Source organism: Marivita sp., assembly GCF_051859345.1.
Lineage (GTDB): Bacteria > Pseudomonadota > Alphaproteobacteria > Rhodobacterales > Rhodobacteraceae > Marivita.
On the sequence record NZ_JBHYFV010000021.1, the window covers coordinates 14,712 to 35,579 of the forward strand.

Below are 20,868 nucleotides of genomic sequence, written 5' to 3' on the forward strand. Positions count from 1 at the left end.
TTCACCCGTGCGTTCAGGCTTTCTTCACGGTCTGACCGGGCACCAGCAAAAACCCGATATTGAGGCTGTCCTCCACTGGCTCGCCCTTGAGCCTGGCAACCATGGCTTGCGCAGCGGCCTGTCCCAGCTTGAGATGCGGCACATGGATCGAGGTCAGGCGTTTGCTCAGCACGGACGAGATTGGCATATCGCCCCATCCGGCGATGCCAATATCTTCGGGGACACTCAACCCGATACGCTCGCAGTACTGGAACCCGCCGAACGCCATTGAATCGTTCTGATAGAACACGCATTCAACGTGCGCCCCGGTCGCCAGCAACTGCTCTGTTCCGTAGTAGCCGGGATAGAAGTTCGCCGTGTCGTGCAAACAGAACTGCCGCGTGAGCGTGCCTCCGCCATCGGTCACGGCCTTGGTGAACCCGTCCAAACGGCGCGACGCCGCGTTGGCGACGTCATGCGACGTGCCGACATAGCCAAACGCGCGGTATCCCAGTCCGACAAGATACCGGCCCATCTCGTAGCCACTGTCGAAATGTGCAATTCCAACGCTAATGTCCATCGGGCTCGAATTCAGATCCCAAATCTCGATGATCGGAACACCGGCGTTCTTGAGCATATCCAAGGCGCGGGGCGAATGTGAGCGTCCGGTCAGGATCAGTCCTGCGGGCTGCCAGGACAGGACGGTTTCGATCCAGCTTTCTTCCTGATCGAGCGTATGCTGCGTCAGGCCAAGCACGGTCTGATACCCGTGCGAGCCAAGTTTCTGGTCGATCCCCTCAAGCACCTGGGCAAAGACTTCGTTGCCCAGATCGGGAATCGAGACTCCGACAAAAGTAGAGGTCGTGTCCCCGGCAAACAGGGTGGCCAGCCGATTCGGCAAATAGCCAAGCGCGTCGACCTGCGCCATCACCTTTGCGCGCGTTTTCTCGGAATAGCCGCCTTCACCCCGCAGGACTCGGCTGGCGGTCATCTTGGATATTCCGGCTGCTTCGGCAACCTTTGCCAAGCTTACTTTATTGTTTTTATTAGGTTTTTGTGACATAATCGCGTATTTAAGTTACCGGTAACTTTTTTCTTGACTGTTTGCCGTTGCCGCTCAAGACTTGGGTAACGTTACGGGTAACGCAAGCAATATGCAATTCCCGGAATTGGGGGGGGTGATGGGCGACCAAAGGCAAAGTGGCCTGTTTTTTGACAGCATCAACAAGCATTTCGGAGGCACCTATGCGCTTCGGGACGTGTCTTTGGCCGTGGGGCGCGGAGAAATCGTGGCGTTGCTGGGCGAAAACGGTGCCGGTAAGTCCACGTTGATCAAGGTTCTTGGCGGGATCCACAAACCGGATTCAGGGCAGGTTCTGATCGACGGCACGCCCTATGAACATCGCCCCGCAGGTTTCGGTGAAAGACAGAAGGTCGCTTTCATTCATCAGGATCTTGGCCTTGTCGAATGGATGACCGTGGCCGAGAACATTGCGCTGGCTTTGGGATTCAAGCGCAGCAACGGATTGATCCAGTGGCGCGAAGTCGAGCGGTTCGCGGCCGAGGCTTTGGCCCGTGTCGATTGCGACTTTGACCCGACAACGCGGGTAGAGGATTTGTCACGGACGGAAAAGTCGCTGGTCGCAATCGCCAGAGCCTTGGCTGTCGATAGCGAATTCCTGGTCCTTGACGAGCCCACGGCATCGCTGCCTGCCGACGAGGTAGAGCGGCTTTTTGCGGCGATACGTCCCCTGCGCGCAAAAGGCGTGGGCATGATCTATGTCAGCCACCGGCTTGACGAAATTTTTCGCATCGCGGATCGGGTGGCGGTGCTGCGCGACGGCGAGATGGTCGGCATCCGCAGTATCGAACACACCACGCCCGAAGAACTGGTGCTCAAGATCGTGGGACGCAAGACGCGGGTGACTGTGAAATCGGATCAGCCGCCGGGCAATGTGGTTCTTTCACTCAGCGGGTTTTCTGCGGGCAGTATCGGCCCACTTGATATGACCCTGCGACAAGGCGAAATCGTTGGGCTGGTGGGCCTGAGAGGCGCCGGGCACGAAGCCCTGTCGAGAGCTTTGTTCGGGGTTCAGCCGCACGAAGGGCAGGTTCTGCTCAACGGCAAAACGCCGGACCTTCGGTCGCCGCAACGGGCGATGAAATCCGGGATCGGGTTGGTTGCCAAGGATCGTACCGAAGAATCGGTGGCGATGAGTCTTTCGATACGGGAAAATACCTTTCTCAATCCGGACGGGATCGGACGGACCCTTCTGAACCTGCTGTCGCCAACACGCGAGGCCGAGCAGGCCGCGGATATCGGCAAGGAGCTTGGCCTTTCACCAAACGATCCGACGCTTGCGATCGAGGCTCTTTCGGGTGGCAACCAGCAAAAAGTGGTGATCGGGCGCTGGCTTGCGACCAAACGACAGCTGCTCGTCTGTGAAGACCCGACGGCCGGTGTCGATGTGGGTGCCAAGGCCGAGATCTATGCCCTGCTCAACACGGCGCTGGCAAAAGGGGTCGGCATCCTCGTGGTCTCAACCGATTTCGAGGAAATTGCCATGATCTGCCACCGCGCCATCGTCTTCAGCCAGGGGGCCATCGTCGAAGAACTGACCGGAACCCGGCTCAGTACCGAAAACCTCATTCAATCCGCATCGGCAAGCAACGCCGGGTCAGCAAGGGAACACGATCATGCAATCGCTTGAAAGCGGCGCGCTTGAACCGACAAAGGCAGACCTGAAAGGGCTGACATTCGGCAAACGCCTGATGCGATTCATCCCCGTGTACGGGCTGGTTATCCTGACGGTGTTCCTGATCGGCCTGTTTTCGATCCTTCTGCCGAACACGTTTCCAACGATGTTGAACCTTCGGGCGATTGTCTCGGACAAGGCCATCATTGCGCTGCTGTCGCTGGGCGCGATGATCCCGATGGCTGCGGGCAGGATTGACCTGACGGTGGGATACGGGATTGTGCTTTGGCACATTCTCGCAATCAGCCTGCAAACATTGCTGGGATTTCCCTGGCCCGTCGCGGTGGCGGTGGTGCTGATGCTGGGTGCGCTGACCGGGTTCCTGAACGGGATGCTGGTCGAAGTCGCCCGGATCGACAGCTTTATCGCGACGCTCGGGACCGGGACTGTCCTTTATGCGCTTGCCCTGTGGCACACCGGGGGACGGCAGATGGTGGGGGCGTTGCCCGAAGGGTTTTATGATATCTCGACCACCTTCGTCTTCGGCCTGCCGATCACCGGGTATTACCTGCTGGCGATCACCCTGGTGCTGTGGGTGGTGCTCGAATACACGCCGGTGGGCCGCTACCTCTATGCCATCGGTGCCAACCAGCGCGCGGCACAGCTGAACGGCATTCCCACCCGAAAATATGTGATCGGTGCCTTCATGGCCTCGGGTGCGATGACGGCGCTGGCCGGTGTCATTCTCGCGTCAAAGCTGCGGATCGGTCAGGCCTCGGTCGGCCTCGAGTTCCTGCTTCCGGCGCTTGTGGGTGCCTTCCTTGGCTCCACCACGATCAAGCCGGGGCGGGTCAATGTCTGGGGCACCATCATCGGTGTGGCGATCCTTGCCGTGGGGATTTCCGGCATTCAACAATTCGGGGGCTCTTTCTGGGTAGAGCCGCTGTTCAACGGGGTAACGCTGCTGATCGCCATTGGCATCGCAGGGTACGCTCAGCGCCGCAAGGGTGCAGCCAAGCGCTGAGACCACATGGCCCGAGCCTTCAACGAAAGGCGCGGACAACCACCACGCAAAGGGAGAAAACCATGCAGAAACGAAGCTTTATCGCAGGGCTGATGGCCAGCACATTGCTTGCAACGCCGGGTCTTGCACAGATGGGCTGGGACGGACCCACCACCGGGCCGACGGCGGCCGAGGGAAAATCCATTGTCGTCCTTGCGGGCGATTTGAAGAATGGCGGAATTCTTGGGGTGACGTCCGGGGTCGAAGAGGCTGCCGCGATCATTGGCTGGGACGTGCGCGTGCTCGATGGTGCCGGGTCGATTCAAGGGCGGACCGCCGCCATCGGACAGGCGATGGCCCTGCAACCCGACGGCATCATCGTCAACGGCTTTGACGCCATTGAACAGCAGGCCGCGCTGGAAGGTGTGACCGGCGCAGGCATACCGATGGTTGCGTGGCATTCTGGCCCCAAGATCGGCTGTGATGCGCCGGGCGGACTTTTTGCAAATGTGTCGACCGATGCGATGACCGTCTCCGAGGTCGCGGCGCAATGGGCGCTGGACGATGGGGGCGACACCGTCGGCGCGGTCATCTTCACCGACAGCACCTATCAGATCGCCATCGACAAGGCCGACCGCCTGAAAGAGGTGATCGAGGCCGGTGGTGGCACCGTGTTGGAATATGTGGACACGCCGATCGCGGATACGTCGTCGCGGATGGGTCCGCTGACCACGTCGCTGCTTCAGAAATACGGCGACAGCTGGACACACGCCCTGGCAATCAACGACCTGTATTTCGATTTTATGGGTCCGGCCCTGGCTGCGGCTGGAATCAGCAGCGAGGACGGTCCGCAGGCCGGGTCTGCCGGAGACGGCTCTGAAGCCTCGTTCCAGCGGATCCGGTCTGCCACATACCAGACCATCACCGTGGCCGAGCCTCTGAACCTTCAGGGCTGGCAACTTGTGGATGAACTGAACCGCGCCATTCAGGGCGAGCCTTGTTCAGGATATGTGACCTCTCCGGCCTTGGTGACGCAGGAAGGTCTTTCCAAGATCGAAGGCAATTCCTTCGATCCAGATATCCCCTACCGGGATGCCTATTCGGACATCTGGGGCAAGTAAACGTCCTCGCGGTGGCGCGTCCCACAGGGCGGGCCACGGGGATGGGGTCAAGAAACAATCAGCCTGTAACGCAGGACTCGGACGGCGTGATCGCTGACCGTGCCGGAAGGAGTGTGTCGTGTCGGAACCATTAGTAAGAATGCAGAACATCACAAAACGCTTCGGGGGTGTAACCGCGTTGTCAGACGTGAATCTCGAGGCGTATTCCGGTGAGGTCCTGGCCATTGTGGGGGACAATGGTGCGGGGAAATCGACGCTGATCAAGATCCTGACAGGGGTCTACCAGCCAACCTCGGGCGAGATTTTCCTGGGCGGAAATCCGGTGCAGTTCTCAAGCCACGCAGAAGCCACCGCGCATGGGATCGACGCGGTTTACCAAACGCTTGCCCTGGCCGATCATCTTGATCCGGCTGCCAACATGTTCCTTGGCAATGAACTTACCCACAAGGTAGCGGGTATGACATTGCTCGACAACAAGCGCATGCGCACGGAAACAGAGCGGGTGCTGATGGAGCGTCTGGGCGTGCGGCTCAAATCGCTGGATGCACCCACAGTGAGCCTGTCCGGCGGTCAGCGACAGGCCGTCGCCATTGCGCGTGCCGTGTATCACGACGATCTGCGTGTGCTGGTCATGGACGAACCGACCGCAGCGCTGGGCCCGCAAGAGACCGCGCGCACCCTGAAACTGATCGAAACCGTCAAGGCCCAGGGCATCGCGGTGATCCTGATCAGCCATTCGCTGGATGATGTGTTGCAGGTGTCTGACCGTATCCATGTGCAACGCCGGGGACGTCGTGTCGGCGTGGTGAACACCGCAGATACCACCATCCAGGAGGTGCTTGGCCTTATTGTTGGCGCAGCAGAGGAGGCAGCCTGATGTCCATGACCGATACGAACCGCCCGCTGACCGAACGGCTTGAACCCTATATCGCCATTATCGGGCCAATGGCGATGATCCTGGCAATTCTGCTGTTCATGGGGGTGGCCGAGCCGACGCGTTATTTCCGGACGACCAACCTCAATCTCATCCTGCTTGACGCCGCGCTGTACATGCCGATGGCCATGGCCATGACCTTTGTCATCACGCAGCGCGGCATCGACCTTTCGATCGGGTCCATGGCGGCGCTGTCGGGAATCCTGATGGCGTTCCTGATCAAGCAATACGGATTTTCGGTCTACATCGCCGTGCCCATCGCGATCGCGCTTGGTGCGATCATGGGTCTGATCAACGGACTGATCATCACGCGATTCAACGTGCCCGACCTGATCGGCACGCTGGCGATGGATCTTGTCTACCGTGGGTTCGCGCTGGTGCTGGCCAAGGGGCTGGTCCTGGCCCGGTTCCCCGATCTGCTGACCGATATCGGCCGTGGCCAGATCCCTGGATTTGTGCCCATTCCCGTGCTGATCGGGACCGCGACCATGATCGCGGGCTATCTTCTGCTCACCCGGACGTATTTCGGGCGCTATACCATCGCCATCGGATCGAACCCGGAAGCCGCTGAACTGACCGGGATCAGCGTCAAACGCCACAAGGTCTATGCCTATGTGCTCTGCGGTGCCTGTGCCGCGCTTGCGGGTGTCATGCTGACCGGCAAACTGAACGCCATCCAGGCGACCAGCGCCCCGTACTTCAACCTTCACGTCATTGCGGCGGTGGTTGTCGGGGGGACATCCCTGTTCGGCGGACGGGCCTCGATGCTGGGGTCGTTCGCGGGTGTCCTGCTTCTGTCAATGATGATCAACGCACTGGTCACCCTGCGGATCGAGTTCTTCTGGCAGTCGGTTGCCTCCGGCGTGGTGATCGTCAGCTCGGTCGCGCTGTATGCGTGGATGCAGAAAAAGGACCGCGACGGCGCTGCGGGCTGGCTTGCCGGTCTGAGAACGCCGGACGGACAGAAAATGCTGCGGTTCTCCGCAGCGCTCATCGGTGTGTTGATCGCTCTTCTGGCGATTGGCGCATTGTTTGCCGGTACTTCCGCACCCAGCGGTTGACCGGTCACATGCGGGGTGGTCGGCCCGGGGGTGCAGCCCCGACGCCGACCGATGGCTCCGCACTCATGCAAAGGGAGGAACCAGAATGAGACTTCTAACAACCACAGCCGTGATCGCAAGCGTGGCAACGGCCGCACTGGCCGATGGACACTTGCCGCTCAGGGAACTGCCCGGTATCGCAGAGCGCGATTACTGGGTGCCTGACGAGGTAAATGCCGAAGGCAAACTGGACGCACTGCAAGCCGTCGTTGGCGCCGATGCGGTGCCGTTTTCCGGCACTCTTGACGGTCCGATCCAGATCGCGCTGATCTATCCGTCCGCCGACACCTCGGATTTCTGGGCGCGCAACTATCTGGCGATGACCAAGAGACTCGACCAGTTGGGCATCGCCTACGAAACCACAGAGTTCGCCAGCCGCCAGATCGAACATTCGCTGCAATCGACCTATGCGAACCAGGTGGCGCAGGACGCGGATCTGTATGACTTTGTCATTTTCGGACCCTCGGAATTGGCCATCCAGGCCGACAATATCGACAAACTGGCCGGAAACGATGGTTTTGCCACCTATGTGTGGGCCTTTCATACCCCACTGAAGGATATCGAAAACCAGCCAGATACCTGGTTCGACTTTTCCTCTGCCGCAGGGGCGCTGACAATGTGCGAGTACATGATCAGCCGTCTGGGGGAAGGGATGACCATGGCATTGAACCGGGGGATTCCGGGCATCACCGACGACCAGCGTTCGGGTGACTTCAAGGCCTGCATCGAGGAAAAGGCAGGCTGGACCACGGTCTACGAACATTATGGTGAATATCAACGCGAAGGCGGTTTCGACGGCACGTCCCTCATCATGCAGGCGTATCCCGAAGCAACGGTGATTCATAACGCCAACACGGCGATGGCCATGGGCAGCGTTGAGGCACAGGTCTCGATGGGCAAGGAAAAGGAAATCTTCTCAACGGGATGGGGAGGCACCGGGCTTGAGCTGGACGCGATCCGGCGAGGTGAGCTTGATGCGACGCCAATGCGCATGGGCGACGACGTGGGCGCGGCAACTGCCGAAGCGATCAAGGCGCATCTCGAAAACCGGGCGGATGACCTTCCGCTTGTCTTCCTTGGCCGGATCACCGTCGCACATGACCAGATGTCGGCCGAAGAACTGGACGCGCTCCAGGAAGAGGCGTTCAGGTTCTCTGGCGTCGGAGCGCTTGAGCGCTGACTTGAAACCTGCGGCACCCCGAGAGACACCTTGGGGTGCCGCAAAGGGACAGATTGTCCAAAGCCGTCAATCTGCGCGACTTTGCCCGTGCTGCGGGCGTGTCGCGCCAGGCAACAGGACGCCGTCGTGAAGAGGAGCCACACCATGTATGGAGTGATTGAAGGCACGGGTTTCGAAGCGATCGAACCGGAGTTCGAAGCCTGCTTCATCGGGCACGCGCGTGTAGAACGCCTCTGGAGCGGCGCGCGCTGGTCCGAGGGGCCGGTCTGGTTCGCGGCGGGCCGGTACTTGCTTTGGTCCGACATCCCCAACAACCGCATCCTGCGATGGGATGACACGGATGGTGCTGTTTCGGTGTTCCGCCAGCCGTCCAACAATGCAAACGGGCACACAGTCGACCGCCAGGGAAGGCTGGTGTCCTGTGAACACCTGACCCGCCGGGTGACCCGAACGGAACACGATGGCAGTGTGACCGTTCTTGCCGACCACTGGCGGGGCAAACGGCTCAATTCGCCCAACGATGTGGTGGTGAAATCGGATGGATCCGTCTGGTTTACGGATCCCAGCTACGGGATCATGATGGACTACGAAGGTGATCGGGCCAAGAGCGAGATCGACGCCTGCCATGTCTATCGGATCGACCCGACCGGCGACATCACGATTGTGGCTGATGAGTATCTCAAGCCCAATGGCCTTGCATTCTCCCCGGACGAAAGCCTGCTGTACATCGCCGATACCGGGGCGACCCATCATGCCGGCGGTCCAAAGCATATCCGCCGTCATCGTGTAAACGCAGACGGATCCCTGTCGGGCGGCGACGTCTTTGCGGAATGCACCAATGGCCTGTTTGACGGGTTCCGACTCGACCGCGACGGACGCATCTGGACCTCGGCAACAGATGGCGTTCATTGCTACGCGCCGGACGGGCGGTTGATCGGCAAGGTGCTGATCCCGGAAATGGTGGCGAATGTCTGTTTCGGTGGTCCCAAGCTGAACCGGCTGTTCATCTGTGGGACAACCTCGCTTTACGCGGTGTTTCTGAACGTGAACGGGGTTTCCCCTGTGTAAGCGTGTCGAAGCCAGACGATGACGTTTCGATAAAATACTCTCGGTAAGGCAGAAAATATGTCCGACTATCTTGTTCAAACACAAAGGCTTACCCATGTTGCGGTCCTCGAAATGCTGCATGCGGCGGTTGATTGCGCCGAAGGATTGAGGCAGCCGCAATGTATCGTCATCGTTGATGCCAGCGGTGAAATCCTGGGCGAATTGCGGATGACCGGGGCCAAGTACCTGTCGCGGCACAGTGCGCGTGCCAAGGCGCGGACGGCGGCGTCGATCGGCGCACCTTCGGATACCATTCCCGAACCTGTCCGCCCGCAGATCGCAGCGGCAACGCAAGGGCAGGTGACCGGCCTTGGGGGCGGGTTGCCCATCCACATGGACGGTGTACTGGTCGGCGGCATCGGTGTGGGCTCCGGTAGCCCGGATCAGGATGTCGCGGTGGCGCGCGCCGCGCTCGCGGCGATCGGCGCCGATCTTCAGAACTGAATCTGCACCTTGATTGCCTGCCCTCGGTCCGATGCCAGATCAAAGGCGGCAACCGCATCGGCCAAGGGCAGGGTCTGTGTGATCAGCGGTGTCACATCCAGCCGCCCGGCCTTCATCATCTGCACAGCGGTGAAGAATTCCGCGTGAAAGCGGAAAGAGCCTCGCAGCTCTATTTCCTTGGCAGTCATCATCTGCACCGGCAGGGTCATGTCGCCGCCAAGGCCCAGTTGCATGATCACGGCACCGGGGCGCAGCGCGGGAATGGCAGCCGACAACGCCGTCGCCACACCTGAACATTCGAACAGAACGTCGAAATGGCCTTTGCCTGACGTGTAGCGCTCCAGCGCGGCGGACTCTTCGGCGACATTATGCGTGACGTCCGCCCCGACCGCCTGCGCCTTGAGCAGCGTAAAGGGGGCCACATCGGTGGCCGCCACCTGCGCGGCCCCTGCCGCGCGTGCCACCATCACGCAAAGCTGCCCGATCGGGCCACACCCGGTGATCAGGACACGCTTGCCCATAAGGTCTCCGGCGCGTTTCGCCGCATGCAGGACAACGGACAGGGGTTCGGCCATCGCGGCAGCGCCCGCGCTCAGCCCTTCCGCTCGGGCGCATTGCCGGGCGTCTGCAACGATGTATTCCTGAAACGCGCCCTGAATATGCGGAAACGGCATGGCCGACCCATAAAACTGCATGTCGACGCAGTGATTGTGCCGTCCCTCAAGGCAATAGGAACAGGCATAGCAAGGCCGCGAAGGCGACACCGCGACCAGATCGCCCTGTGTCAGGCTGGACACATCGTCTGCACAGGTCTCGATCCGACCCGAAACCTCGTGCCCCAGGATCATCGGCTCGCGCAGACGCACGGTGCCAAAGCCCCCGTGGTTGTAGTAATGCAGATCCGATCCACAGATCCCGCCGCGTTCCAGCCGGATCAGCACCTCGCCCGGACCGGGCGTCGGCATGTCGTGGGTTTCGATCCGCAGATCCTTTGCGGCATGGGCAACGATGGCTTTCATGTCAGGCCTCACAGAACCGGGGTAAGCAGCGGCTGGCCCGCGAAATGGGCCGTCAGGTTGTCGCGCAAAAGTTGGCCCATCGCCTGCCGCGTCTCAAGTGTGCCGCTGGCGTGATGCGGTTGCAAAAGCACGTTGGGCAAGTCAAGGAACCTTGGATCCAGCGCTGGTTCCCCTTCGAAGACATCCAGCGCCGCCGATCCAAGCCGCGCCTCCGAAAGCGCTGCGATCAGTGCCTCTTCATCAATGTTGGAGGCGCGCGAGATGTTGATGATCATGCCCTCCGGACCAACAGCGTCGATCACGTCTCGCCCAACGATATGCCGGGTCTCCGGCGATGCGGCCAGCGTCACGAACAGGAAATCCGAATGCCGAGCAAGAGCGACCGGATCGGCAATAAAGCTCCAGTCCGGTGCGTAGTCTTTCGCGGCGACATCCGAATAGGCAATCTCCATATCAAAACCGGCAAGCCGCTTGCCGACCTCAAAACCGATGCGCCCCAATCCCAGAATGCCCGCACGTCGACCAAAGACCCGACGCTTGAGCGGATAAAGCCCCTGTGTGGCCCAGGACCCGTCGCGCACCCAGGCTTCGGCGCCGATCATGCCGCGCGACTGGCACAGCATCATCGCCACCCCAAGGTCCGCCACATCCTTGGTCAGAACATCCGGCGTGTTCGTCACCCGGATGCCTCTTGCGCCACAGGCACCAAGATCGACCGCATCATAGCCGACGCCGTAGACCGAGATCAGTTCGAGATCCGGACAGGCCGCGATCATGCCAGCATCCGCACCCAGCTCTCCTCGGGTTGCGATGGCGCGCACATTTGGGCCGTGTTCCGCAAGAAAGGCGTCTCGATCACCTTCTTCGAACAGGCGCTTGGCATCGAAGGCAGCGTCGATCGGGTCCTGATCCCAAGCGGGATAGGGGCCGACCTGAAGGATGACGGGTTTGGACATGCGTGCGATTCCCTGTTGACAAACTTTGGTATCGGTAACATGGTATCGGTAACAGAAGTCCTCGGCAAGGGCTTTTCGCCCGCGCCTCAGACCGAAGGGAAAGACGGATTATGGCAGTGCAGGATTTGTTCACGCTCGAGGGTCGCCGCGCCTTGGTGACTGGGTCGTCGCAGGGCATCGGATTTGCACTGGCGCTTGGGCTGGCGCAGGCCGGCGCGCGCCTTGTGTTGAACGGGCGCGACACCGCCAAGCTGGAACAATCCGCCGACGCATTGCGGGCAAAGGATGCGCAGGTCGAGATACTGGCGTTTGACGTCACCGACCACGAGGCCGCGCGCGCAGCCGTCGATGGGTTCGAGGCTGATCGTGGTCCGATAGATATCCTGATCAACAACGCAGGGATGCAACACCGCACGCCATTGGAGGATTTTCCTGCCGACGCCTTCGAACGCTTGTTGCAGACGAACATCGCGTCGGTGTTCCACGTCGGTCAGGCCTGCGCGCGCCACATGATCGCGCGCAAGCAGGGGAAGATCATCAACATCGCCAGCGTGCAGACCGCGCTCGCCCGTCCCGGCATCGCGCCCTACACGGCCACCAAAGGTGCGGTTGCCAACCTGACCAAAGGCATGGCTACCGACTGGGCGCGCCATGGGCTGCAATGCAATGCGATTGCTCCGGGCTATTTCGATACTCCGTTGAACGCCGCGCTGGTGGCCGATCCCGAATTCTCGGCATGGCTGGAAAAACGAACTCCCGCAGGACGTTGGGGCCAGGTCGAGGAACTGGTCGGCGCTGCGGTGTTTCTGGCATCGGATGCGTCGAGCTTCGTCAACGGGCACACGCTTTTCGTTGACGGCGGCATCACGGCGAGCCTGTGACGATGCGCTGCTATGTCCTCATGGGTGTGTCGGGCTGCGGCAAGTCTTCGGTGGGTCGGGCCTTGTCGATCCTCTGTGACATGACGTTCATCGACGCCGACTCTCTGCATCCGCAAGAAAACATCGACAAGATGTCCAGCGGTCAGCCGTTGACCGATGAAGACCGGCTGCCGTGGCTTGAAACGGTCGGGGATACATTGGCTGAAACGCCGGGGCCGGTGGTTGTCGGCTGTTCGGCCCTCAAGAGGCGCTACCGCGACATCATCCGCGCACATGTCCCCGAGCCGGTCCGGTTTCTTCATCTGGACGCTGCGCAGACCGTCTTGTCTGCCAGGGTCACCGGTCGCACAGGGCATTTCATGCCACCCGCCTTGTTGCAAAGCCAGTTCGATGCGCTGGAAGGTCTTGCTGCCGGCGAACTGGGCGCACGCATCAATATCGCCCAGCCCTTTCCCGGTGTGATCTGCCAATCCGAAACCTACGTCAGGGAGACCATGATATGACCCAAAACATTGCATTGATCGGTGCAGGGGCCATGGGCGGTGCCATCGGAACCCGGCTGCTGGAAACCGGAAGCCGCTTGGCGGTCTTTGACCTTGATCCCGAAAAAGTCGCCGCACTGGTCAAAAAGGGCGCAGTTGCAAGCGAAAGCGCCGCAGACGCCGCGCGCGACGCAACGGCGGTCATTACAAGTCTGAACGCCTCCAAGATCGTCGGTCTTGCAGCCTTTGGGAAGGATGGCATCTGCGAAGGCGCTGCCCCCGGAACGCTGATTATCGACATGTCCTCGATTGACCCCGAGGCCACGCGCAAATTCGCCAGGATGGCGGTCGAGCAGGGGCTGGCCTGGGTCGACAGCCCACTGTCCGGCGGCGCGCCAAAAGCGCTGATCGGTGAGCTGACAGTGATGATGGGCGGTGACGCGGCGGATGTGACGCGTGCGCAGGAGGTCTTGAAAGACGTGGCCTCCAACATGACCCATATGGGTGGGGCAGGGGCAGGACAGACCACAAAGATCATCAATCAGGTGCTCTGCGGACTTGGCTTTCTTGCCGTGGCTGAAGCCACACAATTGGCTCTGGATGCCGGAGTTGACGCCGAAAAGATACCCGTTGCCCTGAAGGGCGGTCGGGCCGACAGCGCGCTCTTGCAGGAATACATGCCGCGCATGGCACGTCGGGACTATCGCCGCACCGGACGCATCGACAACATGGTCAAGGATCTGAACATGGCCGCCGACCTGTCGCGCCAAACCGGGACTTCCATGCCGATGACCGCGCTCTGTGCCGAAATCCACCGCATGTTGACCGCTGCCGGACTGGGTGGCGAGGATCAGGCGGCCGTCATGGAATTCTTCAATGGTGCCCAAAAGGACATAACCCCATGATCACTCGTTTTGCGCTGTTTGAAGGCTCTGTCAAACCCGGTCGCACCGCCGCGTTCCGTGCTGCTGTCCGGGACCGCCTCGTGCCTCTCTGGACACAATTTACCGGAAACACGGAGGTCCGCGTGATGTTCAGCGAAGACCGCGACGAAGGGGCGCCAGAATTTCCGCTGATCCTCGCAATCAGCTATCCAGACCGGCAAACGATGGATGCCGCTCTTGAATGCCCGGCCCGATACACGTCAAAAGACGTGACAGGTGAGATCGTGGCCGAGTTCTTTGAGGGCCGCATTCACCATCATGTAACCGAGTTGAACACCTACACGGCATAGGAGACCACGCTATGGGCGCACGGGTGACGATGCGGGACGTCGCACGAGAAGCGGGTGTGTCGCCGATGACAGTGTCGCGCGCGCTCAAACAGGACGGGTCCGTCAATACCGCAACCCGCACTCTGGTCCGGCAAGCGGCGGACAAGCTGGGGTATGTCTATGACACGACAGCCCAGGCCTTCCGTGCGCAACGCAGTGGCTTTCTGGCCGTTACGCTGCCCTCCATCAACAACGCCAATTTCGCCTCGACCCACCGCGCCTTGACGCAGTCACTGGTGGGGACGGATCTGCAACTTCTTCTCGGGATCACCAACTACCGGGTCGAGGAGGAAGAAAGGCTGATGCGTCAACTCCTTGCCCGGCGTCCCGAAGCCGTAGTTCTGACGGGTGGGCATCACAACGCGGCGACCCGCAAATTGCTGGTGTCGATCAATGTGCCGGTGATCGAGATCTGGGACTTGCCGCCAGACCCCATCGGTCATGTCGTCGGCTTTTCGAACGCGGGCGCGATGGCTTTGGTCGTTGCCCATCTGGTCGAAACGGGTCGGCGAAAATTCGGGTTTATCGGCGCGTCGGCCGACAGCGACACACGCGGCGCAGAGCGTCGACACGGTGCGGTCGAGGCTGCGCGCACGTTTGGCCTGCCCGAGATCGTTCAGCTTGACGCAGGTCCGGCGCCGGTTTCCATGTCGGACGGCGCCCGCGCGGTTGAAAAGGCAGGAGACATCCTGCATAATCTCGATGCCCTGATCTGCGTATCGGATCCTGTCGCCTTTGGTGCCATGATGGCCCTTCAGCGCATGGGCTTGACCGTGCCGGACGATATCGGTGTGACCGGCTTTGGGGCATTCGAGATCGCCAGGATCGCGACCCCGCGGATCACCACCGTTGACGTCGGTGCGGAACAAATTGGTCAAGAGGCCGGCTTGGCCATTCTCTCGCTTTTGAATGGCAGTCAATCCAGTGATGCCCCATTGCGGATCACCTTGACGCCCAAGCTGCAACCTGGAAATTCGACATAACGGAAGTCGCAAAGCGCAGCACCAGATGCGCAGATTTTCCGCTGACCCGGCATTGATGAACCGGCAGGCCGATGCGTTTTCGATACCTCTCAGATCATCAGACAACACTCCAGACAGGGAACGGTGTGCAACTGGACCCTGCCTCGTCTTGCGCCCAGCGGGATAATTCCGACAAAAAAAGTCGGATTGACATATCCGACTCATTCACTCAGATATGAAACACGCCTCCCTGCCACGCCGACCAGCCGAGTCGGCGAAGCCTGGGAGAACCGAAGAGAGCGCGACAGATGAAAGAGCGACATGCAGGGCAGTCCGCGTCAGGCAGAACACGGGCTGAGCCGTCCCTTGGAGTCGATGATGTCTGGGGTCTGCTCGCAAGCAGTGAGTCATGCAGACCCTACAGTGTCGAATGGCTTCTGGACTGGATCGAAACGCGCAGCGAGACCCCGAGATGACCAATGCGGACGCGCAAAAGCAACAGACCGTTCCCCGGACCGAACCGCCGACCCACGACGCGGTGGATCTGACCCGTGGCGGGAATCAGGCATGGATCGAACATTCAGGACAGATTTATGTGCTGCGCATCACGCGTGCCGGCAAGCTGATCCTCACCAAATAGGGCAGGGACGATGAGTAAACATGTCAGCATCCGAGGTGCCGCACCGGTGGGCCATATCACCGACCTGGAGCCGCTCGAAGCGACAGCAGTGCTTTATCTGCGGCTCTGGTGTGACAGCCCGTGCGCGCAACAAAAGGTCTGGAACGACCTCGCCAGCGGCCTTGGACCGGTGGCTGGGCGACAGGCCCTGAATGCTCTCGAAGACCTGTGTGGTCTGTGTGTGCGTCACGGTCGCCGCGCGCTCATGCGGCATCAGCCGACCTGCAAATGTCTGGGCGCGGATGAAGCCTGCTTTGCCAATCTCGTGGCGCTTGCCACCGAAGGAGAGCGCGAAGACGCGCTCTTGATGGCGACCCTTCTTGTCCGTCCCGATGTGTCCCCGCACCTTGCGGCGGCGGCGCAGACCTTGGGACTCGCAATCAAGCGCATGGCGCTGAAGCCCACCCACCGGGCGACAACTGCCGCCTCTCAAAAACTCCACTAACGAAGGACAGTAAACTCATGAAGCATGTCGCAATCGGACTAAGCCTGCTTTCCCTCGCCTCGGGTCTTGGCCAAGCCGCACACGCCCAGTCAGCCGCCGACGTCGTCGACACCTATGCCGATATCGCCCAGGCAAAATACGAGGACAGCCTGACCGCCGCGCGCGCGCTGAACGATGCTGTCGCCGCCTTGATCGCCGCGCCGTCCCCCGAGGCATTGCAATCCGCGCGCACCGCATGGATCCGCGCACGGGTTCCCTACCAGCAAACCGAGGTCTACCGCTTTGGCAATGCCGTGGTGGACGACTGGGAAGGTCGGGTGAATGCCTGGCCACTTGACGAAGGACTTATCGACTATGTCGCAGGTGCCTATGGCGGTTCAACCGACGAAAACCAACTGGCGGCGCTTAATGTGATCGCCAACCCGACCTTCACGCTTTCGGGCACCGACATCGACGCGTCCGAAATCACTCCGGCCCTGCTTCAGGACAAACTGCACGAGGCAGACGGGATCGAGGCAAATGTCGCCACCGGCTATCACGCCATCGAATTTCTGCTTTGGGGGCAGGATCTGAACGGGCACGGCGATGGCGCGGGCAACCGTCCATGGACCGACTACGCACAAGGTGATGCCTGCACCCACGACAACTGCGACCGACGCGCGGATTACCTTGCCGCCGCGACCGAACTTCTGGTGTCCGATCTGGAATGGATGGCGGCACAATGGACCGAGGGCGGCAGCGCGCGCACAACCCTGATGGAAAACGAACAGGCCGGGCTATCGGCCATGCTGACCGGCATGGGCTCGCTGTCTTATGGCGAACAGGCCGGTGAACGGATGCGGCTGGGCCTGATGCTCAACGACCCCGAGGAAGAGCACGACTGCTTCTCGGACAACACCCACAACAGCCATTATTACGACGGGCTGGGTGTGCAGAACGTCTATCTTGGCGAATATGTCCGGATCGACGGATCGCTGGTTTCCGGGCCATCCCTGTCTGACCTCGTGGCCGAAGAAAACCCGGCGCTTGATACCGAAATGGGCGTACGCCTTGGCGAAACGATGGCCGCGCTTGGTCGGATCAAGACCGCCGCCGAGGCGGGGTTCGCCTATGACGAGATGCTGGAGCGCGGCAATGCCGCAGGTGAGGCTCTTGTGATGGGTGGGGTTGATGCCTTGATCGCGCAGACGCGCTCCATGGAACGGGTTGTCACCGCGCTTGGCCTCGACGGCATCGCCATCGAAGGGTCCGACAGCCTCGATAATCCGGGCGCAGTCTTTCAGTAAAGCAAACCGCCGGAGCGCAGCCGCGCTTCGGCACGACCAAACGGGGATCACCCATGATCGTCTGCCACTGCACCAACATCACGGATCACGACATCCACGCCGCCATCGACTGGATGCGCGCGGCGGACCCCGCTACCATCATCACACCGGGAAAGATCTACCGCGCGCTTGGCAAGGCGGCTGATTGCGGGGGCTGCGTCGCTCTTTTCGTTGGAACGATGCGCAAGAACGACAATCTCGAAGTACCCATGCACCTGCGCGGCTTGCGCCGTGCGGCAACACAGGAAAAGGAAAAGACAGATGAAGGGCGAAGACAAGGTCATCGACTATCTGAACCGCGCACTGCGCAGTGAACTGACCGCAGTCAGCCAGTACTGGCTGCACTACAGGCTGCAAGAGGACTGGGGTCTCGGCCACATGGCAAAGAAAAGCCGTGAGGAATCCATCGAAGAGATGCACCACGCCGACAAGCTGATCGCGCGCATCCTGTTTCTGGAGGGGCACCCGAACCTGCAAAAGCTTGATCCGATCCGGACGGGACAGGACCCGAAAGAGACGCTGGAATGTGATCTGGCGGCCGAACAGGAAGCGCGGGCGCTCTACAAGGAGGCGCGCGAGTATTGTGCATCGGTTGGTGACTGGGTGACGAAAGAACTGTTCGAGGAACTCCTTGCCGATGAGGAAGGCCATATCGACTTTCTCGAAACCCAGCTTGACCTGCACGAACGTGTCGGCGCCCAAAACTATGCCCACCTCAATGCGTCGCGAATGAATGAAGCCGAGTAACACGTTTCTGACGGTCACGGTGATGGTCGCCGCTGCAACCCTTGTGGTGCAGGCGAACCCCACACCACCGTGGGCGGGGCTGGAAGATCTTCATTTAGACATCCAGCCCCGCACTCAGACCGAGCGTGATCGTGTCGCCGCCGTCACGGCCAAGCCTGCGGATGTTTCGGCACCCTGGCCGTTCGAGGAAAACCCCGGAGGCGCACAGACTGTGCGGGCGCGGGGAACAGCGGATGCGTTCTCTCAACCTGCCGCCAACCTTACCTTCGAACAGGAACTTGATTTCAAGGTCGGCAACGGGATGTTCCGCCGGGTCTGGGTCTCTGCGCCCGCCTCGACCATCGCCTCGGACGGGCTTGGCCCGCTGTATAATGCGCGTTCGTGTCAGCGGTGCCACTTGAAGGACGGCCGCGGTCATCCGCCGGAAAGCCCCCAAGACGACGCCGTGTCGATGTTCCTGCGGGTCTCCATCCCCGTCCCAAGACTTGGCCCGACCGAGGTTGCCGACCTCGAACGCTACATTGCCGGAACCCATCCGACCGCACCCGAACCGACCTACGGCACGCAGCTTCAGAATTTCAGCCTGCCCGGACACGCCGCTGAATACCGTCTCGACGTGACCTACGAGACGTTTGACGTGCCGCTGTCCGGCGGCGATGTGGCGACACTGCGTCGCCCGACCTACGCCGCCACCGATCTTGGCTATGGCCCTCTGCACCCCGACGCGATGCTGTCCCCACGCGTGGCGCCGCAGATGATCGGAATGGGACTGCTCGAGGCGATCCCGGTCGAGGACATCCTTGCCTGGGCCGATCCTGACGATGTCGATGGTGACGGAATATCGGGTAATCCGCAAATCGTCTGGTCGGATGTCCATGACCAACCGATGCTGGGCCGGTTCGGGCACAAGGCAGGCAATCCGACCGTGTTGGAACAGACCGCAAGCGCGTTTGCGGGTGATATCGGCATCTCGAACCCGATCCATAGTGCCGGTTCGGGGGAATGCACCGATGCGCAGACCGATTGCACCGCAGCGCTTGATGGCAGTGACCCGGAACAGGGCGGATTGGAAATCGACCAGACGGGCCTTGATCTGGTGACCTTTTACAGCCGCACTTTGGCAGTGCCAGCACGACGCGACGTCGATGATCCGAATGTGCTGCGCGGGCGGCAGGTGTTTTATGACACCGGTTGCGCCTCCTGCCACCGACCAAAATATGTCACCCATCGCCTGCAAGGGGACAACCCTGCCAGCTTCCAGTTGATCTGGCCCTTTACCGATCTGCTTCTCCACGACATGGGGGACGGCCTTGCCGACAACCGGCCAGAGGGCCGCGCAGACGGGCGCGAATGGCGCACTGCGCCGCTTTGGGGGATCGGCATGACCGAAACCGTCTCGGGGCACAGCTTTTTCCTTCACGACGGCCGCGCCCGCTCGCTTCTGGAAGCGGTGCTGTGGCATGGGGGTGAAGCCGAACGCGCCCGCGACAGGGTGATCGACATGCCCCCGGAAGACCGCGCCGCCCTGATCCGCTATCTGGAGAGCTTATGACTCGCATCGCCATCCTCGCCCTGATCCTCGGTCTTGCCGGCCCGGCCTGTGCCGGCGTCGACAAAGCACTCGACCGGCACATCCTGCCGGGTCTGACCGGGTTTGTGGCGGCGACAGAGGATCTCGCGCAGACCGCAACCGCTGAGTGCCGACCCGAGGTCGTGGCACCTGCGTACAATGCCGCCTTTGATGCGTGGATGCCAGTCGCCGACCTGCGTCTTGGCCCCTCTGAAACGGGCGCGCTTTCGATTGCGTTTTGGCCCGATACGCGCGGCTTTACCCAACGCACGCTGTTGCAGTTCGTCGCCGAGCAGGACCAGATCGCGTTCGATCCACAGGGATATGACGCCGTGTCCATCGCCGCGCGCGGGCTGTTCGCGCTTGAAAGGCTGCTCTTTGATCCGGACTTTACCGACTATGACCCCGACAGCTATACCTGCACGCTGGTACAGACCATCGCCACCGATCTTGCCCGGCAGGCCAAGGCGCTCGAGACTGCGTGGCGGGATGATTTCGATGACATTCTGAGGACCGCGGGTGACGCCGGGAACGCCACCTATCTCGATCAAGGCGAAGCGCTGCGCGCGCTTTATACGCAGCTTCTCGGAGGGCTTGAATTCACCGCCGACCAGCGCCTTGGCCGTCCGATGGGCACGTTTGCGCAGCCCCGTCCAACCCGCGCCGAAGCGTGGCGCTCAGAGCGGTCCCTGCGCAATGTGCGTCTGTCGGTCGACGCGGCACGCGCGCTTGCACATACGCTGGTCGAAGGCGATCTGCCGGAAACCGACGCGGCCGCTGCGCAGGTCCATGAGATGGCAAACCGCGTCTCTGATCCCGGATTTCAGGACGTGGCCGATCCGCAGAGCCGTCTGCATGTCGAACTCCTGCAACAGGCGGTCCGCAACATGCATGCCGCGATCGAAGCCGAGATCGGCGCGCCCCTTGGCATCGCGCCGGGATTCAATTCGCAGGACGGAGACTGA

General features: G+C 61.1%; 23 protein-coding genes. 20 read left to right on the plus strand and 3 right to left on the minus strand.

The features are described 5' to 3' along the window. Positions 1–13: 13 nt before the first annotated feature. On the minus strand, positions 14–1,042 hold the full coding sequence (locus ACTIEN_RS13805; protein WP_439523727.1) for a LacI family DNA-binding transcriptional regulator: 1,029 nt from the start codon (positions 1,040–1,042) through the stop codon (positions 14–16). A gap of 118 nt (positions 1,043–1,160) precedes the next feature. Here ACTIEN_RS13805 and ACTIEN_RS13810 point away from each other — a divergent pair, with 118 nt between their 5' ends. The 8 genes from ACTIEN_RS13810 (at position 1,161) to ACTIEN_RS13845 (ending at position 9,564) form a co-directional block, all read left to right on the plus strand. After that, positions 1,161–2,690, plus strand: a complete 1,530-nt coding sequence (locus tag ACTIEN_RS13810) for a sugar ABC transporter ATP-binding protein (protein WP_439523728.1) — start codon at positions 1,161–1,163, stop codon at positions 2,688–2,690. Next, positions 2,677–3,699: an ABC transporter permease gene (locus ACTIEN_RS13815; RefSeq protein ID WP_439523729.1), complete on the plus strand. Its 1,023-nt coding sequence runs from the start codon at positions 2,677–2,679 to the stop codon at positions 3,697–3,699. Before ACTIEN_RS13810 ends, ACTIEN_RS13815 begins: the two co-directional genes overlap by 14 nt. A 62-nt stretch (positions 3,700–3,761) precedes the next feature. Continuing rightward, positions 3,762–4,799 (plus strand): substrate-binding domain-containing protein, encoded by a 1,038-nt coding sequence (locus tag ACTIEN_RS13820; protein WP_439523730.1) that lies wholly within the window; start codon positions 3,762–3,764, stop codon positions 4,797–4,799. Between the two features lie 139 nt (positions 4,800–4,938). After that, positions 4,939–5,676, plus strand: coding sequence for an ATP-binding cassette domain-containing protein (locus tag ACTIEN_RS13825; protein ID WP_439523731.1), 738 nt, complete (start codon positions 4,939–4,941; stop codon positions 5,674–5,676). After that, on the plus strand, positions 5,676–6,794 hold the full coding sequence (locus ACTIEN_RS13830) for an ABC transporter permease (protein WP_439523732.1): 1,119 nt from the start codon (positions 5,676–5,678) through the stop codon (positions 6,792–6,794). The genes ACTIEN_RS13825 and ACTIEN_RS13830 overlap by 1 nt, the downstream gene beginning before the upstream one ends. 85 nt (positions 6,795–6,879) lie before the next feature. After that, positions 6,880–8,013, plus strand: a complete 1,134-nt coding sequence (locus tag ACTIEN_RS13835; protein ID WP_439523733.1) for a substrate-binding domain-containing protein — start codon at positions 6,880–6,882, stop codon at positions 8,011–8,013. Between the two features lie 144 nt (positions 8,014–8,157). Next, complete coding sequence (locus ACTIEN_RS13840) at positions 8,158–9,081, plus strand: SMP-30/gluconolactonase/LRE family protein (protein WP_439523734.1); 924 nt, start codon at positions 8,158–8,160, stop codon at positions 9,079–9,081. Positions 9,082–9,138: 57 nt separating this feature from the next. Further along, on the plus strand, positions 9,139–9,564 hold the full coding sequence (locus tag ACTIEN_RS13845) for a GlcG/HbpS family heme-binding protein (protein WP_439523735.1): 426 nt from the start codon (positions 9,139–9,141) through the stop codon (positions 9,562–9,564). On the opposite strand, the gene ACTIEN_RS13850 is transcribed toward ACTIEN_RS13845, so the two are convergent. Both ACTIEN_RS13850 and ACTIEN_RS13855 read right to left on the minus strand, forming a co-directional pair. Continuing rightward, complete coding sequence (locus tag ACTIEN_RS13850; protein ID WP_439523736.1) at positions 9,555–10,583, minus strand: L-idonate 5-dehydrogenase; 1,029 nt, start codon at positions 10,581–10,583, stop codon at positions 9,555–9,557. The genes ACTIEN_RS13845 and ACTIEN_RS13850 overlap by 10 nt on opposite strands. Before the next feature lie 8 nt (positions 10,584–10,591). Continuing rightward, positions 10,592–11,539 carry a 2-hydroxyacid dehydrogenase gene (locus tag ACTIEN_RS13855; protein ID WP_439523737.1) on the minus strand — a complete coding sequence of 316 codons (948 nt, stop codon included), beginning with the start codon at positions 11,537–11,539 and terminating at the stop codon, positions 10,592–10,594. A 110-nt stretch (positions 11,540–11,649) separates the two neighbouring features. On the opposite strand from ACTIEN_RS13855, the gene ACTIEN_RS13860 reads away from it, so the two are divergent. The 12 genes from ACTIEN_RS13860 to ACTIEN_RS13915 all read left to right on the plus strand — a co-directional run bounded on the left by ACTIEN_RS13860 (position 11,650) and on the right by ACTIEN_RS13915 (position 20,868). Beyond that, a complete protein-coding gene (locus ACTIEN_RS13860; RefSeq protein WP_439523738.1) occupies positions 11,650–12,420 on the plus strand; it encodes an SDR family oxidoreductase in 771 nt (256 codons plus the stop codon). Between the two features lie 2 nt (positions 12,421–12,422). Then, entirely contained in the window at positions 12,423–12,923 is a 501-nt protein-coding gene (locus ACTIEN_RS13865; protein ID WP_439523739.1) for a gluconokinase, read from the plus strand. After that, positions 12,920–13,807, plus strand: coding sequence for an NAD(P)-dependent oxidoreductase (locus tag ACTIEN_RS13870; protein ID WP_439523740.1), 888 nt, complete (start codon positions 12,920–12,922; stop codon positions 13,805–13,807). The genes ACTIEN_RS13865 and ACTIEN_RS13870 overlap by 4 nt, the downstream gene beginning before the upstream one ends. Then, positions 13,804–14,136 (plus strand): hypothetical protein, encoded by a 333-nt coding sequence (locus ACTIEN_RS13875; protein ID WP_439523741.1) that lies wholly within the window; start codon positions 13,804–13,806, stop codon positions 14,134–14,136. Before ACTIEN_RS13870 ends, ACTIEN_RS13875 begins: the two co-directional genes overlap by 4 nt. An 11-nt stretch (positions 14,137–14,147) precedes the next feature. Continuing rightward, positions 14,148–15,158: a LacI family DNA-binding transcriptional regulator gene (locus tag ACTIEN_RS13880; RefSeq protein ID WP_439523742.1), complete on the plus strand. Its 1,011-nt coding sequence runs from the start codon at positions 14,148–14,150 to the stop codon at positions 15,156–15,158. Positions 15,159–15,609: 451 nt separating this feature from the next. Further along, entirely contained in the window at positions 15,610–15,777 is a 168-nt protein-coding gene (gene hemP / locus ACTIEN_RS13885) for a hemin uptake protein HemP (RefSeq protein WP_439523778.1), read from the plus strand. Positions 15,778–15,787: 10 nt separating this feature from the next. Continuing rightward, the gene (locus ACTIEN_RS13890; protein ID WP_439523743.1) at positions 15,788–16,261 is read left to right on the plus strand and encodes a hypothetical protein; all 474 of its coding nucleotides are present in this window, start codon (positions 15,788–15,790) and stop codon (positions 16,259–16,261) included. Between the two features lie 17 nt (positions 16,262–16,278). After that, positions 16,279–17,547 carry an imelysin family protein gene (locus ACTIEN_RS13895; RefSeq protein ID WP_439523744.1) on the plus strand — a complete coding sequence of 423 codons (1,269 nt, stop codon included), beginning with the start codon at positions 16,279–16,281 and terminating at the stop codon, positions 17,545–17,547. A 53-nt stretch (positions 17,548–17,600) separates the two neighbouring features. After that, the gene (locus tag ACTIEN_RS13900) at positions 17,601–17,900 is read left to right on the plus strand and encodes a (2Fe-2S)-binding protein (RefSeq protein WP_439523745.1); all 300 of its coding nucleotides are present in this window, start codon (positions 17,601–17,603) and stop codon (positions 17,898–17,900) included. Further along, on the plus strand, positions 17,848–18,333 hold the full coding sequence (gene bfr, locus ACTIEN_RS13905; RefSeq protein WP_439523746.1) for a bacterioferritin: 486 nt from the start codon (positions 17,848–17,850) through the stop codon (positions 18,331–18,333). Before ACTIEN_RS13900 ends, bfr begins: the two co-directional genes overlap by 53 nt. A 22-nt stretch (positions 18,334–18,355) precedes the next feature. Beyond that, entirely contained in the window at positions 18,356–19,885 is a 1,530-nt protein-coding gene (locus tag ACTIEN_RS13910) for a di-heme oxidoreductase family protein (RefSeq protein ID WP_439523779.1), read from the plus strand. After that, on the plus strand, positions 19,882–20,868 hold the full coding sequence (locus tag ACTIEN_RS13915; protein WP_439523747.1) for an imelysin family protein: 987 nt from the start codon (positions 19,882–19,884) through the stop codon (positions 20,866–20,868). The genes ACTIEN_RS13910 and ACTIEN_RS13915 overlap by 4 nt, the downstream gene beginning before the upstream one ends.

What these genes read in the sequence shown, in the direction of transcription:
- ACTIEN_RS13845 (WP_439523735.1), top strand. Translation starts at nt 9,139, where the DNA reads ATGTCCGACTATCTTGTTCAAACACAAAGGCTTACCCATGTTGCGGTC.
- ACTIEN_RS13900 (WP_439523745.1), top strand. Translation starts at nt 17,601, where the DNA reads ATGATCGTCTGCCACTGCACCAACATCACGGATCACGACATCCACGCC.
- ACTIEN_RS13810 (WP_439523728.1), top strand. Translation starts at nt 1,161, where the DNA reads ATGGGCGACCAAAGGCAAAGTGGCCTGTTTTTTGACAGCATCAACAAG.
- ACTIEN_RS13875 (WP_439523741.1), top strand. Translation starts at nt 13,804, where the DNA reads ATGATCACTCGTTTTGCGCTGTTTGAAGGCTCTGTCAAACCCGGTCGC.
- ACTIEN_RS13870 (WP_439523740.1), top strand. Translation starts at nt 12,920, where the DNA reads ATGACCCAAAACATTGCATTGATCGGTGCAGGGGCCATGGGCGGTGCC.
- ACTIEN_RS13915 (WP_439523747.1), top strand. Translation starts at nt 19,882, where the DNA reads ATGACTCGCATCGCCATCCTCGCCCTGATCCTCGGTCTTGCCGGCCCG.
- ACTIEN_RS13880 (WP_439523742.1), top strand. Translation starts at nt 14,148, where the DNA reads ATGGGCGCACGGGTGACGATGCGGGACGTCGCACGAGAAGCGGGTGTG.
- hemP (WP_439523778.1), top strand. Translation starts at nt 15,610, where the DNA reads ATGACCAATGCGGACGCGCAAAAGCAACAGACCGTTCCCCGGACCGAA.
- ACTIEN_RS13890 (WP_439523743.1), top strand. Translation starts at nt 15,788, where the DNA reads ATGAGTAAACATGTCAGCATCCGAGGTGCCGCACCGGTGGGCCATATC.
- ACTIEN_RS13815 (WP_439523729.1), top strand. Translation starts at nt 2,677, where the DNA reads ATGCAATCGCTTGAAAGCGGCGCGCTTGAACCGACAAAGGCAGACCTG.
- ACTIEN_RS13895 (WP_439523744.1), top strand. Translation starts at nt 16,279, where the DNA reads ATGAAGCATGTCGCAATCGGACTAAGCCTGCTTTCCCTCGCCTCGGGT.
- ACTIEN_RS13840 (WP_439523734.1), top strand. Translation starts at nt 8,158, where the DNA reads ATGTATGGAGTGATTGAAGGCACGGGTTTCGAAGCGATCGAACCGGAG.
- ACTIEN_RS13830 (WP_439523732.1), top strand. Translation starts at nt 5,676, where the DNA reads ATGTCCATGACCGATACGAACCGCCCGCTGACCGAACGGCTTGAACCC.
- ACTIEN_RS13805 (WP_439523727.1), bottom strand. Translation starts at nt 1,042, where the DNA reads ATGTCACAAAAACCTAATAAAAACAATAAAGTAAGCTTGGCAAAGGTT.
- ACTIEN_RS13865 (WP_439523739.1), top strand. Translation starts at nt 12,423, where the DNA reads ATGCGCTGCTATGTCCTCATGGGTGTGTCGGGCTGCGGCAAGTCTTCG.
- ACTIEN_RS13855 (WP_439523737.1), bottom strand. Translation starts at nt 11,539, where the DNA reads ATGTCCAAACCCGTCATCCTTCAGGTCGGCCCCTATCCCGCTTGGGAT.
- ACTIEN_RS13835 (WP_439523733.1), top strand. Translation starts at nt 6,880, where the DNA reads ATGAGACTTCTAACAACCACAGCCGTGATCGCAAGCGTGGCAACGGCC.
- ACTIEN_RS13850 (WP_439523736.1), bottom strand. Translation starts at nt 10,583, where the DNA reads ATGAAAGCCATCGTTGCCCATGCCGCAAAGGATCTGCGGATCGAAACC.
- ACTIEN_RS13910 (WP_439523779.1), top strand. Translation starts at nt 18,356, where the DNA reads ATGGTCGCCGCTGCAACCCTTGTGGTGCAGGCGAACCCCACACCACCG.
- ACTIEN_RS13860 (WP_439523738.1), top strand. Translation starts at nt 11,650, where the DNA reads ATGGCAGTGCAGGATTTGTTCACGCTCGAGGGTCGCCGCGCCTTGGTG.
- bfr (WP_439523746.1), top strand. Translation starts at nt 17,848, where the DNA reads ATGAAGGGCGAAGACAAGGTCATCGACTATCTGAACCGCGCACTGCGC.
- ACTIEN_RS13825 (WP_439523731.1), top strand. Translation starts at nt 4,939, where the DNA reads ATGCAGAACATCACAAAACGCTTCGGGGGTGTAACCGCGTTGTCAGAC.
- ACTIEN_RS13820 (WP_439523730.1), top strand. Translation starts at nt 3,762, where the DNA reads ATGCAGAAACGAAGCTTTATCGCAGGGCTGATGGCCAGCACATTGCTT.